This window comes from Azonexus sp. (assembly GCF_049652925.1).
Lineage (GTDB): Bacteria > Pseudomonadota > Gammaproteobacteria > Burkholderiales > Rhodocyclaceae > Azonexus.
Genome location: NZ_JBASFI010000040.1, coordinates 469,577 through 481,687, shown reverse-complemented (window position 1 = coordinate 481,687; position 12,111 = coordinate 469,577). Strand labels below are relative to the sequence as shown.

Annotated in this window: 14 protein-coding genes; 7 read left to right on the top strand and 7 right to left on the bottom strand. The window is 57.8% G+C overall.

From position 1 onward, the window contains the following. Nucleotides 1–2: 2 nt before the first annotated feature. From WBK19_RS20985 to WBK19_RS20970, 4 genes are read left to right on the top strand one after another with little or no spacing between them, the layout of a single operon-like run. Nucleotides 3–338 (top strand): hypothetical protein, encoded by a 336-nt coding sequence (locus WBK19_RS20985; RefSeq protein ID WP_511293010.1) that lies wholly within the window; start codon nucleotides 3–5, stop codon nucleotides 336–338. Continuing rightward, nucleotides 335–925, top strand: a complete 591-nt coding sequence (locus WBK19_RS20980) for an SCO family protein (RefSeq protein ID WP_511293009.1) — start codon at nucleotides 335–337, stop codon at nucleotides 923–925. Before WBK19_RS20985 ends, WBK19_RS20980 begins: the two co-directional genes overlap by 4 nt. Nucleotides 926–978: 53 nt before the next feature. Then, complete coding sequence (locus WBK19_RS20975) at nucleotides 979–1,881, top strand: ABC transporter substrate-binding protein (RefSeq protein WP_511293008.1); 903 nt, start codon at nucleotides 979–981, stop codon at nucleotides 1,879–1,881. Continuing rightward, complete coding sequence (locus WBK19_RS20970; RefSeq protein WP_511293007.1) at nucleotides 1,878–3,965, top strand: EAL domain-containing protein; 2,088 nt, start codon at nucleotides 1,878–1,880, stop codon at nucleotides 3,963–3,965. Before WBK19_RS20975 ends, WBK19_RS20970 begins: the two co-directional genes overlap by 4 nt. A 16-nt stretch (nucleotides 3,966–3,981) precedes the next feature. Here WBK19_RS20970 and WBK19_RS20965 read toward each other — a convergent pair whose 3' ends face one another. Beyond that, entirely contained in the window at nucleotides 3,982–6,057 is a 2,076-nt protein-coding gene (locus tag WBK19_RS20965; protein WP_511293006.1) for a TonB-dependent receptor plug domain-containing protein, read from the bottom strand. After that, nucleotides 6,054–6,662 carry a PilZ domain-containing protein gene (locus WBK19_RS20960; protein WP_511293005.1) on the bottom strand — a complete coding sequence of 203 codons (609 nt, stop codon included), beginning with the start codon at nucleotides 6,660–6,662 and terminating at the stop codon, nucleotides 6,054–6,056. The genes WBK19_RS20965 and WBK19_RS20960 overlap by 4 nt, the downstream gene beginning before the upstream one ends. A 261-nt stretch (nucleotides 6,663–6,923) precedes the next feature. Between WBK19_RS20960 and metX the strand changes: the two genes are divergently transcribed. From metX to WBK19_RS20945, 3 genes are read left to right on the top strand one after another with little or no spacing between them, the layout of a single operon-like run. Then, nucleotides 6,924–8,048 (top strand): homoserine O-succinyltransferase MetX, encoded by a 1,125-nt coding sequence (gene metX, locus WBK19_RS20955; RefSeq protein WP_511293004.1) that lies wholly within the window; start codon nucleotides 6,924–6,926, stop codon nucleotides 8,046–8,048. Further along, nucleotides 8,045–8,644 (top strand): methionine biosynthesis protein MetW, encoded by a 600-nt coding sequence (gene metW / locus WBK19_RS20950; RefSeq protein ID WP_511293003.1) that lies wholly within the window; start codon nucleotides 8,045–8,047, stop codon nucleotides 8,642–8,644. The genes metX and metW overlap by 4 nt, the downstream gene beginning before the upstream one ends. After that, nucleotides 8,644–9,912: an AmpG family muropeptide MFS transporter gene (locus WBK19_RS20945; protein WP_511293002.1), complete on the top strand. Its 1,269-nt coding sequence runs from the start codon at nucleotides 8,644–8,646 to the stop codon at nucleotides 9,910–9,912. The genes metW and WBK19_RS20945 overlap by 1 nt, the downstream gene beginning before the upstream one ends. Here the strand turns inward: WBK19_RS20945 and WBK19_RS20940 are convergent. From WBK19_RS20940 to WBK19_RS20920, 5 genes are all read right to left on the bottom strand, one after another. Then, nucleotides 9,896–10,192, bottom strand: a complete 297-nt coding sequence (locus WBK19_RS20940; protein WP_511293001.1) for a hypothetical protein — start codon at nucleotides 10,190–10,192, stop codon at nucleotides 9,896–9,898. The genes WBK19_RS20945 and WBK19_RS20940 overlap by 17 nt on opposite strands. A gap of 14 nt (nucleotides 10,193–10,206) precedes the next feature. Then, nucleotides 10,207–10,500 (bottom strand): YqjK-like family protein, encoded by a 294-nt coding sequence (locus tag WBK19_RS20935; protein ID WP_511293000.1) that lies wholly within the window; start codon nucleotides 10,498–10,500, stop codon nucleotides 10,207–10,209. Next, on the bottom strand, nucleotides 10,497–10,904 hold the full coding sequence (locus WBK19_RS20930; protein WP_511292999.1) for a phage holin family protein: 408 nt from the start codon (nucleotides 10,902–10,904) through the stop codon (nucleotides 10,497–10,499). Before WBK19_RS20930 ends, WBK19_RS20935 begins: the two co-directional genes overlap by 4 nt. A 4-nt stretch (nucleotides 10,905–10,908) precedes the next feature. Then, nucleotides 10,909–11,223, bottom strand: a complete 315-nt coding sequence (locus tag WBK19_RS20925) for an ElaB/YgaM/YqjD family protein (RefSeq protein WP_511292998.1) — start codon at nucleotides 11,221–11,223, stop codon at nucleotides 10,909–10,911. A 75-nt stretch (nucleotides 11,224–11,298) separates the two neighbouring features. Beyond that, nucleotides 11,299–12,078 carry an exodeoxyribonuclease III gene (locus WBK19_RS20920; protein WP_511292997.1) on the bottom strand — a complete coding sequence of 260 codons (780 nt, stop codon included), beginning with the start codon at nucleotides 12,076–12,078 and terminating at the stop codon, nucleotides 11,299–11,301. Nucleotides 12,079–12,111 lie beyond the last annotated feature (33 nt).

Genomic DNA, 12,111 nt, shown 5'->3' with positions numbered 1-12,111 from the left:
CCATGAAGATCGCCGCCCCGCTGCTCGCCCTGACCCTGTGCGCCATCGCCAACACCGGCCTGGCCGCCGATGACGGTACAGCCGCCGTCGAAGCCATCGGCCGTCTCAACGGCATCGCCCTCGCCTGCCAGCAACCCGCCCTGGTCGCCCGCGCCCGCAACGCCGTCATCACCATTGCCCCAAAAACCCGCGGTTATGGCGAAGTTTTCGAAAACGCCACCAACGCCGCCTATCTGGAACAAGGCAAGGGCGCCACCTGCCCCGATGCCGCAACACTGGCCAGCAATATGGCCGCCGCCGAAAAACGCCTGCAGACCAGCTTCGCCGCAGCCAAATGATCCATCGCGGCGCGCTACTCCTCGCCCTGCTCTGCGCCAGCCCGGCTTTCGCCCAGGCTACCCACAGCCTTGAGCTGCTCAATGAGGTGAACCAGGAAATCAACCCGCGCTACCTGTTGCAGGACCCGAACGGCCGCTCCGTCACCAGCGAGGATTTCCGCGGCCGCTTCCAGCTCATCGCCTTCGGCTACACCTACTGCCCGGACATCTGCCCGACCACGCTTGTCGAGATGGCCGAAATCCTCAAGCAACTGGGCGACGACGCCAGCCGTGTCCAGCCAATCTTCATCTCGGTAGACCCGGAACGCGACACCGGCAAGATCCTGAAAACCTACACCGAGTTCTTCGATCCCCGCATTCTCGGCCTGACCGCCTCACCAGCCCTGGTCCGCCGCGCCGCGGACAATTTCAAGATCCGCTACGCCAAAGTACGCGAACCGGGCACCGCACCCGACCGCTACACGGTCGACCATTCCGCCGGCATGATCCTGCTCGGACCGGATGGCTCGGTCATCAAGAAATTCGCTTTTGCCATGCCCGTGACAAATATCACGGATGAGCTCCGAAATTTCATCAAAAATCCCTGAATTGTGTAAAACCACAATTGCTTTGGCATAGTCGCTAAGGCAATATTCGGGCAATGCCGAGGTTTGTCCTGCTTGCCCTCATTTCCCTGTTTTCCCTTGCCCTGCCGGCTTGGGGAGGAACTGTTGCGCTCGTCCTGAGCGATCAGGGAGGCGCCTATTCCGATTTTTCGGGTACGCTGGAAGAGGCGCTGGCCGGGACAAGCTGGAGCATTTCAGCCAGACATCAGGCCAGTCTTCTCCCGATACTGGCCGGACAGGTGGATCTGGTCGTTACCGTCGGTAGCGAAGCCTTGCGCAAGACGCTGGGCCGCGCCGACAACCCGCCGATCATTGCCACCCTGCTGCCGCGGCAAAGCTATGAAAAGATTCTTGCCGAATTTCGCCGACCCGGCCGCAGCACAGCAATCTACCTTGATCAGCCACCAGCCCGCCAGGCAGCCTTCATCAATCATCTGCTCCCCGGCCAGAAACGAGTCGGAATGCTGTTCAGCAGCGAAACGAGAAATGTCGCCGGACAGTACCGTCAGGCGCTCAGCAGCGCCGGACTGTTTCTGGATAGCGAAGATGCCGACACCGACAGCACGCTGCTGCCAGCACTGAATTCCCTGCTCAGCCGCACCAATGTCCTGATCGCGGTTCCCGACAGCAAGATTTACCATCGCAACAATATCAAACCGATTCTGATTACCGCCTTCCGTTACCAGCGGCCAGTCATCGGGTACTCCCCGGCCTTCGTGAACGCCGGCGCCCTCGCCGCGCTGCACAGCACACCTGCCCAGATCGCCCGCCAGACAGCTGAGATGATCGTGGCGCACGGCACCAATCTGCCCAACCCCAGTGGACCGAGTCAGTTCGCCATTGCCATCAACAGCAATGTCGCTCAGTCACTTGGTCTCAACATTACCGATGAGGCCGCCATCCGGCGTGCCATGGTCGCCGACAGGGAGGGCCGATGAGCCACCTTACCCTCCGCCATCGCCTGCTGCTGCTGACACTACTGCCCAGCATGCTGATCGCTATCGTGCTGGTCGGTTATTTCACCTACAGCGGCATCCGCACGCTGGAAGGCGAATTGCGCGCCAAAGGCATGGCCACGGTCCGTTATCTGGCGCCGGTCAGCGAGTACGGCATTATCGCCGGGCAGTTCGAAAGCCTGCACGGACTCGCCCAGGCTACCGTCCAGGAGTCGGGGGTCAAGGCTGCCGTCATCGTCAACCAGAAAGGCCGCACCATCGCCGTCAGCGGACGCGTTTCGCTGGCCGCCGATGAACTGCGGCGAACCATGAGCGAACCCATGCAGGTCGGCGAAAACGACCTCTGGATTGCCTTTGCCGCCCCAGTCAAACGCTCGATCAGCGAATCCGATGTTCTGTTCGAGCCAAGTGCCGACAACAAGGTCATTTCCCAGGAAATCATCGGCCACGTTTTTGTCGAATTCGACAAGACCGAACTGTCCAACCGGCAACGCCAATTGCTGCTGCGCGGGTTGATGATCGTACTATCCGGTCTGCTCATACTGGCCGCACTCGCCATCGCCATGGCTGACAATCTCGCCCGGCCGGTGATGCGCCTGGTCCAGGCCATTCACGGGATGTCCTCAGGCCGACTGGATATCCGCGTGCCCGCAACATCGAGTGGCGAAATCGGCATTCTCGAAAACGGTTTCAACGAAATGGCCACGCATATCGAGGAGGTGCATTTTTCGATGCAATCCCGCATCGAGGAAGCGACGGCCCAGCTTGCCTTCCAGGCCCGGCACGATGCACTTACCGGCCTCCTCAACCGTCGTGAATTCGAACATCGGCTGGAGAAAGCACTGGCCAGTGTTCAGGCTGGCGGTGATGAATTCGCCGTGCTTTTCCTCGACCTCGACCGCTTCAAGCAGGTCAACGACAATTGTGGCTATCTGGCCGGCGACGAATTGCTGCGCCAGATGGCCCTGCTCTTTCAGGGTCGTCTGCGTGAAGAAGATACCTTGGCCCGCCTCGGCGGCGACGAATTCAGCATCATGCTGGCCAACTGCAGTGGCCCACGCGCCAACCAGGTTGCAGAAGACATCTGTGGCCTCGCCGCGGCCTACCGCTTTATCTGGCAGGACAAGGTCTTCGCGATCGGCGCCAGCATCGGACTGACCACGGTCAACCGCAAAGTTCGCAACATCAATGAAGTGCTCGCCGCCGGCGATGCCGCCTGCCATCGGGCCAAGGAAAGCGGTCGTAACCGCGTTTGCGAACAGGAGGCACAGCTCATCCCCGATCGTCGCCAGGAAACTGCCAACTGGGCCAGCCGCATTGCCAGCGCCCTGGCCGATGACAGGCTTCTTGTCGAAGCCATGCCCTTGCGCGCCCTGCAACATCCGTCAGGCAACCATCTCGTCGAATTGACGGCACGCCTCAACGAGCCCGGCCAGCCACCAGTGACGCTCGCTGCACTAAGCGATGCGGCTGAGCGTTACGATCTCGCACCGGCCATTGACCAACGGCTGATCGAAACGGCCATCGCGGCACTGTCGCGCGCCAAGAATCAGCAAAAACAGCTGCACTGCCTTGTCCCTCTTTCCCGCGCCTCCGTTGGCAACCGCGAAACAGTCGAGTTCATCACGCGCAGCCTGAGTAGCCGCAACTTGCCGGGAAACAGGCTGTGCTTCATATTTTCCGAAGACACACTGACGCTCCTCACCAGCCAAGCCATGGAGTTTTCCCGCCAGATGCGTGCCCTTGGCTGCCAGATTGGCCTGGACGATTTCGGTGGTGGCTTGTCATCATTCACCCATTTGCGCAGCATCACACCGAGCTACGTCAAACTCAGCAGGAGCCTGACCCGCGAACTGGGTGGAAATCGAGCCTCCACGGCACTTTTGCGGGCTGTTCAGGAAATTACCGCAGATCAGAACATCCACACGATCGCCGACGGTGTTGACGATCTGGATACGCTGGAACAACTTCGCAGCTTGGGAGTCGATTTTGCCGAAGGCAAGGCCATCGCCCCGAGCGAACCTTTTGACGTCTGGCTCGAGGGCGCAGTCATGCGCTCCGCCTAGCCCGCCAGAAACCCCATCAGAAATCGAGACGCAGGCTGACCCACTGACGACGCTCGACAATGCGTCCATCAAGCTGGCTGTCGGTGGGTTTTGGTGATTTGTACTCGTTGTGCGCACCGTTCAGATTCTGAATGGTCAGAGCGAGTTCACCGCCGATTGCCCCAACGCGAAACGGGTAACCCAAGCGGGCGTCCAACCGACGGTACTTGAGCGATACGGTGTTGCTCGACCATTGCATGGCCTGCTGCGCGTAGCCCATCAGGGAAAACTCGAGACCCAGCGGTAATTTCTGCATCCACATCAATGATGTTGCACGGCTGGGCATTGAATTTTCCGTAAACTCGGCCACATCAAGCCGTTTCGGAGAAGAAGACAGCTCGGAATTCGGGTACGCCAGTGCCGATGCCAGAAAATCACTGGTGATTCGCGCGAATGTCTGATTTAACACCAGGCGTGTCGACTCAAACGGTTGCCATTTGAACTGGTACTCCAGACCTGCAATCCGGACATCCTGAATCGGCACTGTCGATTTTGGGACATCCTGATCGCCGGCCCCCAAATCCATCCTGTACAGACGATTTGAAACCCTCTCACTAAACAGCCGGACATCAAGACTGGAGCGCCAGTCGCGCCAGTCACCCAGATAACCGATCTCCAGCGTATCGAGCCGCTCCGCCGCCATATCCGGAGTTCCTCGATAGACGAACTCATAGTATGGGCGGTAGGGGCCCACATTCGGAATCGGCGTTTCCTCGTGCCCGCGATAGTTCTGGATACTCCCGGTGCGATAGGCGCGTGAAACGCCGAGGCGCACAGTATTTTGGTTATTGAAATGAAAATTGGTACTGATCCGGGGCGATACATGCGCCCCGGCCAACGAGTCGCTCTCGCCGGCAAGGCCGACGTTACCGGTAAACCACTTAACCGGTTTCCATTCGACATTGCCGAAAATTCGTCCGACATCGCGCCGCACGGTTCCCTGATTACGCAGCGTCCACTCCGAGCGCAGCGCGTCGGCTCTCCAACTCCCCCCCCAGACCAATCGCGCAGTCTCGAAAGCATGCAAACTGTGCTGCAACTCGATTTCGTGCCGCGTTCCCTGATCACCGGACTGATTGACGTTTACGGGCGCCAAAGTTGGCAAAGCAACAACAAATGCGTCAGTAGACTCATCATTCACGTACGAATAGCGTAACTGAATGTCCGAATCGCTCGACAGGGCACGACGCCACAATAGTTGGGCGTAACTATCAGTTTGCTTCACGTCACGAAAGGGATTCGTCGGATCCGGCAACAATGTTGCCTTGTCCAGTCGGCCACTCTGCGTAACACCTTCGATTTGCCCTGCGCTGAATTGCAGACTATCTCTTTCACTCAGGACAAAATCCGCACGAAAATCGAACAATCGAGTCCTGTAGGAGTCAATCCAGTTGTGCCGGTCGGTTAGCCCATCATCATTCTGATGTCGATAGGTAAAACGAAAATCCCCAACCTCGCCGATCTTGCCGCCCATCCTGAATGTGTAGTCGCGGACATTCTGGTTGCCGTAATTGGTGGACACAGATGTTCCCCGAACCAGCGCAGGATCAACCGTGATGATATTGATAACACCAAGAAAGGCATTGCTGCCATAGGAGACAGCATTGGTGCCGCGCACGACCTCAATCCGCTCAATATCCTCCAGCGCGACCGGCAACGTGGCCCAATTGACGCCACTCCCGAACAGCGGCGACAACATTGAACGCCCGTCAATGAGCACCTGAACCCGGGGCGCGTAATCGCCATCGCCCAGACCGTGATAGGTTGCCCGCGCGGCCTCGGTGTTGTTCGGATAGGTCTGGAAGCCTGGCACCAAGCGGAAAATATCGTTCAGATCGCGCGCCCCGGAAGCCTTGATCATGTCGCGGTCGACAACCGTGACCGCAGCAGGGGCATCCGCCAGTCTCTGTGGCAAGCGGCTGACCGATGCCACGATCGGCAACTCGCTGAAATAAGCATCCTCGTCAACCGACCAGGCATTGCCGCTCATCCCCGCCCCCGCCAGCACGATAGCCAACGATGCGCATGGTAATTTGCCTGTCTTACCGGTCACAACCCCGGCGTCTCCATTTTTTCGATCTCACCCGGCACCGCCAAAGCCAGCTTCCAGGCCTCGGAAAAACACTGAGACTGCGCGCCGAGCTTTACCCCATGCCGGTTACAGGCAACCAGGCACAAGGCCAATCCTGCCTGATCGACCACGGTAACGCCCTCGAGGTCAATTTCGTCGACCCCTACCCTCGTTAAGGCATGCATGAAATCATTGCGCAGGGAGTTACCAAGGCCGCCAGTAATGCGCATGATTTTTTTCCCCCCTAGCTCGCGAACGCCGAGAATCGAGGCATTCCCCGAGGCCAATGCTGCGTTGATGGCATCGTCGATAAGAATCTGATTGATCGGCCCGGTTTGGAAGCGAACGCCAAACATATTGCCGACCCGGCTGACAACCGCAGCCGGAACGTCAATCAACGGCGAGCCAAAAACCCGAAATTCACAACCGATGTTGTGCGAAATCTCGAGCGGCATCTCCGTCCGCACCATTAGTCCGGACAGGGATAGATTTTCGATTAGCCCTTCGCCAATCGCCCCCCCGAAGCCAATCCTGACTTTAGGCAAGTTGCCGAAACGAATCCGTTGATGCCGCCGTTGATCCAGCATTGTGGCCAAAGCTTTCTAGAAATTTGTTTTCTTGGGATTTTATCAAATGTTGAGCACGCTACCACCTATTGCATAAGCAGATCGTCACATTGACTTTTTGCGCCCTGCTCGGTATTGTCTCCCGACGCTGGAAACACTCCAGCTGCGCCGATTTGAGCTCTGATTGCGGGCGCCAAATAAATTCAGCTAAAACGGGAACCACCCAGTTCGCCCGACGAGTTCACGTTTAAGGCCAACTGGGTTTTTGTATTCAGGAACAGCATGCCAGGACAATCCGTCGGCGCCGTCGAATCACAGCGCGCTCACTTCGACCAGCCGTTGCATATGCGCAGCGGCGGAGTTTTGCCGGCCTACGACCTGGTGTATGAGACGTATGGCGCGCTAAATGCCGCAAAGTCGAATGCCATCCTGGTCTGCCATGCGCTTTCCGGCCATCATCATGTCGCTGGTTATTACGCTGACCAACCGGAAAATATCGGCTGGTGGGACAACATCATCGGCCCTGGGCGACCACTGGATACCGACAAATTCTTTATCGTTGGCCTGAACAATCTGGGTGGTTGCCATGGCTCGACCGGGCCGTCCTCGATCAATCCGGCCACCGGCAAACCATGGGGAGCCGATTTTCCGATCGTTGCAGTCAACGACTGGGTGCACGCCCAGGCCAGACTGGCCGACCGGCTTGGAATCGACAACTGGGCCGCCGTCATGGGCGGCAGTCTGGGTGGCATGCAGGCGTTGCGCTGGAGTATCACCTACCCGGAGCGGGTGCGTAATGCAATCGTCATCGCGGCTGCGCCGAAGCTGTCGGCGCAAAATATTGCTTTCAACGATGTCGCCCGCCAGGCCATCCTGACCGACCCGGATTTCCATGGCGGCAATTACTATGAACACAACACGCGACCTCTACGCGGCCTGCGCCTGGCCCGGATGCTCGGGCACATCACCTATCTCTCCGACGACCAGATGGGTGCAAAATTCGGCCGCGAACTGCGGAATAGTGCGTTTTCATTCGGTTTTGATGTCGAATTCGAGGTCGAATCCTATCTGCGCTACCAGGGCGACAAGTTCGCCGGCTACTTCGATGCCAATACCTATCTGCTGATGACCAAAGCGCTCGACTATTTCGACCCGTCGCGAGAGGACAACGGCAACCTGATTGCCACCATGGCACGCAGCAAGGCAAACTTCCTGATTGCCTCATTTACGACTGACTGGCGCTTCACCCCGGCGCGTTCGAAAGAGATTGTCGCTGCCCTGCTGGCCAATGGACGCAATGTTTCCTATGCCGAAATCGACCTCAATTTCGGTCACGACTCTTTCCTGATGGAAGACGCCCACTATCACGGCGTGGTCGATGCCTATCTGCGGAATATCAAGCTATGACGCATACCCTGGGGCGCCCTGATTTCGAACTGATCGCTGGCTGGATTGAGCCTGGCCATCGTGTGCTCGATCTTGGCTGTGGCGACGGCACGCTGCTCAAACATCTGATCGACCTGCGCGGAGTGCAGGGTGTCGGCGTCGAAATCGATGATGCCAACGTGCTCGCTGCCATCAAGAACGGCATCAATGTTATTCAGGGCAACCTGGAGCGCGGCCTCGACGAGTTTGCCGATCAGGCTTTCGACCACGTCGTGCTGTCCCGCACACTGCAAACCGTTCGTCACACTGAGGGAATCCTGCGCGAAATGCTGCGCGTCGGGCGGGAGGCAGTGGTCTCTTTCCCCAACTTTGCCTACTGGAAGAACCTGCGTTCGGTACTTGATGGCCGCATGCCGGTTTCCGAGGATCTTCCTTACCAGTGGTACGACTCGCCCAACGTGCGCTTCTTCACCCTTCTCGATTTCGAGGACTTGTGCAACAAAATGGGACTGATCATCCGCGAACGCAGTGTTCTTGACGAAGAAGGCAATCCTGTTACCAGCGAGGTCAATTTTCTCGGCAGCCTGGCAGTCTATCGCCTGACGCAAAACCGTTGATGCCAACCTGGCTTGCCGCTCTGCTCAGCCGGAAGATGCTGATTTGCATCTTTACCGGCTTCAGTTCCGGACTACCACTCTACCTCTTGCTAAACCTGCTGCCAGCCTGGCTGCGCAGCGAAGGCGTGGATCTGAAGACCATCGGTTTTTTTGCCCTGATTCAGTTCCCCTACACCTGGAAATTTCTTTGGTCGCCGCTCCTTGACCGCTTCAGCGTTCCCGGATTTGGCCGGCGCCGGGGCTGGATGCTGCTGACCCAGATTGCCTTGCTGTTCGTTATCGGTTCGCTCGGTGGGCTCGATCCCAAAGAAAGTATCTGGCCGATCCTGTGGCTCGCCGCGCTGCTCGCCTTCCTGTCGGGCACCCAGGATATTGCGGTCGACGCCTTCAGACGCGAGATTTTGAATGATAACGAACTGGGCCTTGGCAATGCAGTTCACGTCAACGCCTATCGTATTGCCGGCCTGATCCCCGGTTCGCTATCGCTGATTCTTGCAGATCGCCTGCCGTGGAACGAAGTCTTCTGGATAACCGGCGCCTTCATGATCCCCGGCATGGTGATGGCTTGGCTGGTCAGCGAACCACTCATCAAGGGGGCTCCCAAAACCCTGCGCCAGGCAGTTACAGAGCCGTTTCACGAATTCATCGGGCGACAAGGTTGGCGCGGAGCACTGATGGTTCTCGGCTTCATCTTCCTCTACAAACTCGGGGACAGCCTGTGCACGGCGCTGGCCACTCCGTTTTATCTCGACATGGGATTTACCAAGACTGACATCGGCCTCATCGCCAAACATGCCGGCCTCTGGCCAGCCGTAATTGGCGCCCTGCTCGGCGGTTTGTGGATGATACGACTGGGCATCAACCGGGCACTATGGCTGTTCGGCGCTGTACAACTGGTATCCATTTTCGGCTTTGCCTGGCTGGCATCGCAAGGACACTATGCCAACATCGGCGCCGAAGAGCGCATCGCGCTAGCCTTTGTCATCAGCCTCGAGGCACTGGGCGTCGGTCTGGGAACCGCAGCCTTCGTCGCCTACATCGCACGCTCGACCCACCCGGCCTACACAGCCACACAGATGGCGCTCTTCACCAGCCTGGCCGCCGTGCCGCGCACTTTCATCAATGCCTCGGCCGGATGGCTGGTTGAAACGCTGGGCTGGAGCAGTTTTTACTGGTTATGTGCGGCACTGGCCGTTCCGGGAATGGTGCTATTACTGAAAGTGGCACCATGGAACGAGACCGCAGCAAATACTAATCGTCCCGCCTGACCCGACGCCGGTCCAGCCACCAGGCATAAATCGGCAGAAACAGGATAGATCCCGGTAAAAGCAAGGCGATCAGATAGGGCGATAGACGGACCAAGCGGCGCAAATGCCGGATAAGTTCCAGCTTTTCATCCGGCGTCCACTGGCCACCATTGCGCACTTTCATCAACAGCGGCATGATGCCGCGCGTCGCAAGCAGCTCGGCCAGAACCCTGCGTGCCTGCCGCCGCTGAGAAGAAACCATCTGACGCCACCAGGTTGGCAGCGCGGTTTCGTCACCCACCGATTCACCCACGGTTAACGCGCACCGATCAGGGTAGTCCGGATGGCCCGCCAGCCTCGCCACAGAAAGAAACCACGCCGAGCCCAGCGCAAAGCCCGCCGCGGGCGGGCAATGACGGCGACCGAAACAGCTATACCGACAGCAACTGGATGGTGTTTGAGCCAATCTACGCCCTTGAGGACAGCATCGCCGTGCGCAAGAGCCGCTTCAAGTGGCACTGAATGGTGTGCAAGAACACGGCGCTGCTCATCGATACGGGCCTTGAGAGCACCATGCCGGGTAGCCAACTCCAGTAATTTCGGGTTCATTCAGACTTGTTGCGATAACGACGCAAAAGGGCCATGTCAGCTTCCAGTTCAGACAGGCTCGCCCGAAACATTTTGCTGGGCTGAGAGGTCTGCCGTTTCAGGGAAGCGATCAGATACAAGGCACCGCCAATGAATATCACGGCAAAGATGCCCAACACCAAAACCCGGTGCTCCCAGAAAGCCAGCGACAGACAAAAAATCGCCAAGACAACCCCGACCGCGAGCATAAACGCGGCGCCGATCGCCTTCGACCAGAGCGACATGAGACGAAGTTTTTCTTCCTCAAGCTCTGTAACGAAGAGTTCGGCGCGCGTCTTGGCGATCGCGATCAGCGTCGCAACGCTACCTTTCAGCGCGGCGAAGAGGCCTTCGCGACCCGCTTCACCGCCTGCTTGTTCGGTCATTCGCTTAGCGACGGCCGATCAGCACACCAAGGGCAAGACCCAGTGCCGCAGCAACACCGACGGCTTTCCAAGGCTCTTCGTGTACGAAATCATCGGTAGCGCGCGCAGCGGCCTTGGTTTTGTCGACCAGCGCGGCTTCCAGATCGAGAACACGCTCCTTGGTATCGCGCAGACGAACACCCAGACGTTCACGCAGTTCGCTCACTTTTTCACCAGCAGCACCGGCGGTGGCACGCAGCAACTCTTCGGTGTCGGAGATCACTACCTTCAAATCGGTAACCAACTTTTCCTTGTTGGCTGCAGTCATTTCTTCGGACATTTTTAACCTCGTTAGTGAGTTAAGCAGAGATACAGATTATCCCTACGGCGCAGCGAAATCAATTCGCATGAATGCTTATTTGAAGTCGTAATCAATTAATAGCGGGGCATGGTCGGAGAATCGCTCGGCCTTGTAGACTTCAGCCTTCTGGGCTGTAGCGGCAATACCCGGCGTGGCAATCTGGTAATCGATCCGCCACCCCACATTTTTCGCCCAGGCCTGGCCACGATTGCTCCACCAGGTGTAACAGGCCTCGCCAGCTTCAGGGTAAAGGGATCGATAGACGTCAACCCAACCTTGTTCATCAAACACCCGGCTGAGCCATGCACGCTCCTCTGGCAGGAAACCCGAATTTTTCTGGTTCGATTTCCAGTTTTTCAGATCAATAGCCTGATGCGCGATATTCCAGTCGCCACACAGGACTATTTCCCGCCCTTCCGCCCGTAATGCGAGCATGTGCGGCAGAAACACTTCGAGAAAGCGGAACTTGGCTTCTTGCCGCTCAGGCGAAGAAGAACCAGAGGGCAGGTAAAGCGAAATCACCGACAGATTCCCGAAATCCGCCCGGATATAGCGCCCCTCGGCGTCGAACTCGCCTCCGTCGAAACCCTCGACTACACGGTCTGGTTTCTGTCTGCTCCAAATCCCGACGCCGCTGTAACCTTTTTTCTCGGCGCAGTGGTAGAAGGCCTGCATGCCATCCGGAGTCATCATTTCCGAAGTCAAGTCGGGTATTTGGGCCTTCAGTTCCTGCAAGCAAAAAATGTCAGCGTGTTGAGAAGACGCCCAGGGCAAGACATTTTTGCTCCAGGCAGAGCGGATACCATTGAGATTCAGGGAGATGATGCGTAACATTGTGCAATGATCGGCCCGGTTTTCCCGGTCGGA

What these genes read in the sequence shown, in the direction of transcription:
- WBK19_RS20985 (WP_511293010.1), top strand. Translation starts at nt 3, where the DNA reads ATGAAGATCGCCGCCCCGCTGCTCGCCCTGACCCTGTGCGCCATCGCC.
- WBK19_RS20980 (WP_511293009.1), top strand. Translation starts at nt 335, where the DNA reads ATGATCCATCGCGGCGCGCTACTCCTCGCCCTGCTCTGCGCCAGCCCG.
- WBK19_RS20975 (WP_511293008.1), top strand. Translation starts at nt 979, where the DNA reads ATGCCGAGGTTTGTCCTGCTTGCCCTCATTTCCCTGTTTTCCCTTGCC.
- WBK19_RS20970 (WP_511293007.1), top strand. Translation starts at nt 1,878, where the DNA reads ATGAGCCACCTTACCCTCCGCCATCGCCTGCTGCTGCTGACACTACTG.
- WBK19_RS20960 (WP_511293005.1), bottom strand. Translation starts at nt 6,662, where the DNA reads ATGCTGGATCAACGGCGGCATCAACGGATTCGTTTCGGCAACTTGCCT.
- metX (WP_511293004.1), top strand. Translation starts at nt 6,924, where the DNA reads ATGCCAGGACAATCCGTCGGCGCCGTCGAATCACAGCGCGCTCACTTC.
- metW (WP_511293003.1), top strand. Translation starts at nt 8,045, where the DNA reads ATGACGCATACCCTGGGGCGCCCTGATTTCGAACTGATCGCTGGCTGG.
- WBK19_RS20945 (WP_511293002.1), top strand. Translation starts at nt 8,644, where the DNA reads ATGCCAACCTGGCTTGCCGCTCTGCTCAGCCGGAAGATGCTGATTTGC.
- WBK19_RS20935 (WP_511293000.1), bottom strand. Translation starts at nt 10,500, where the DNA reads ATGAACCCGAAATTACTGGAGTTGGCTACCCGGCATGGTGCTCTCAAG.
- WBK19_RS20930 (WP_511292999.1), bottom strand. Translation starts at nt 10,904, where the DNA reads ATGACCGAACAAGCAGGCGGTGAAGCGGGTCGCGAAGGCCTCTTCGCC.
- WBK19_RS20925 (WP_511292998.1), bottom strand. Translation starts at nt 11,223, where the DNA reads ATGTCCGAAGAAATGACTGCAGCCAACAAGGAAAAGTTGGTTACCGAT.
- WBK19_RS20920 (WP_511292997.1), bottom strand. Translation starts at nt 12,078, where the DNA reads ATGTTACGCATCATCTCCCTGAATCTCAATGGTATCCGCTCTGCCTGG.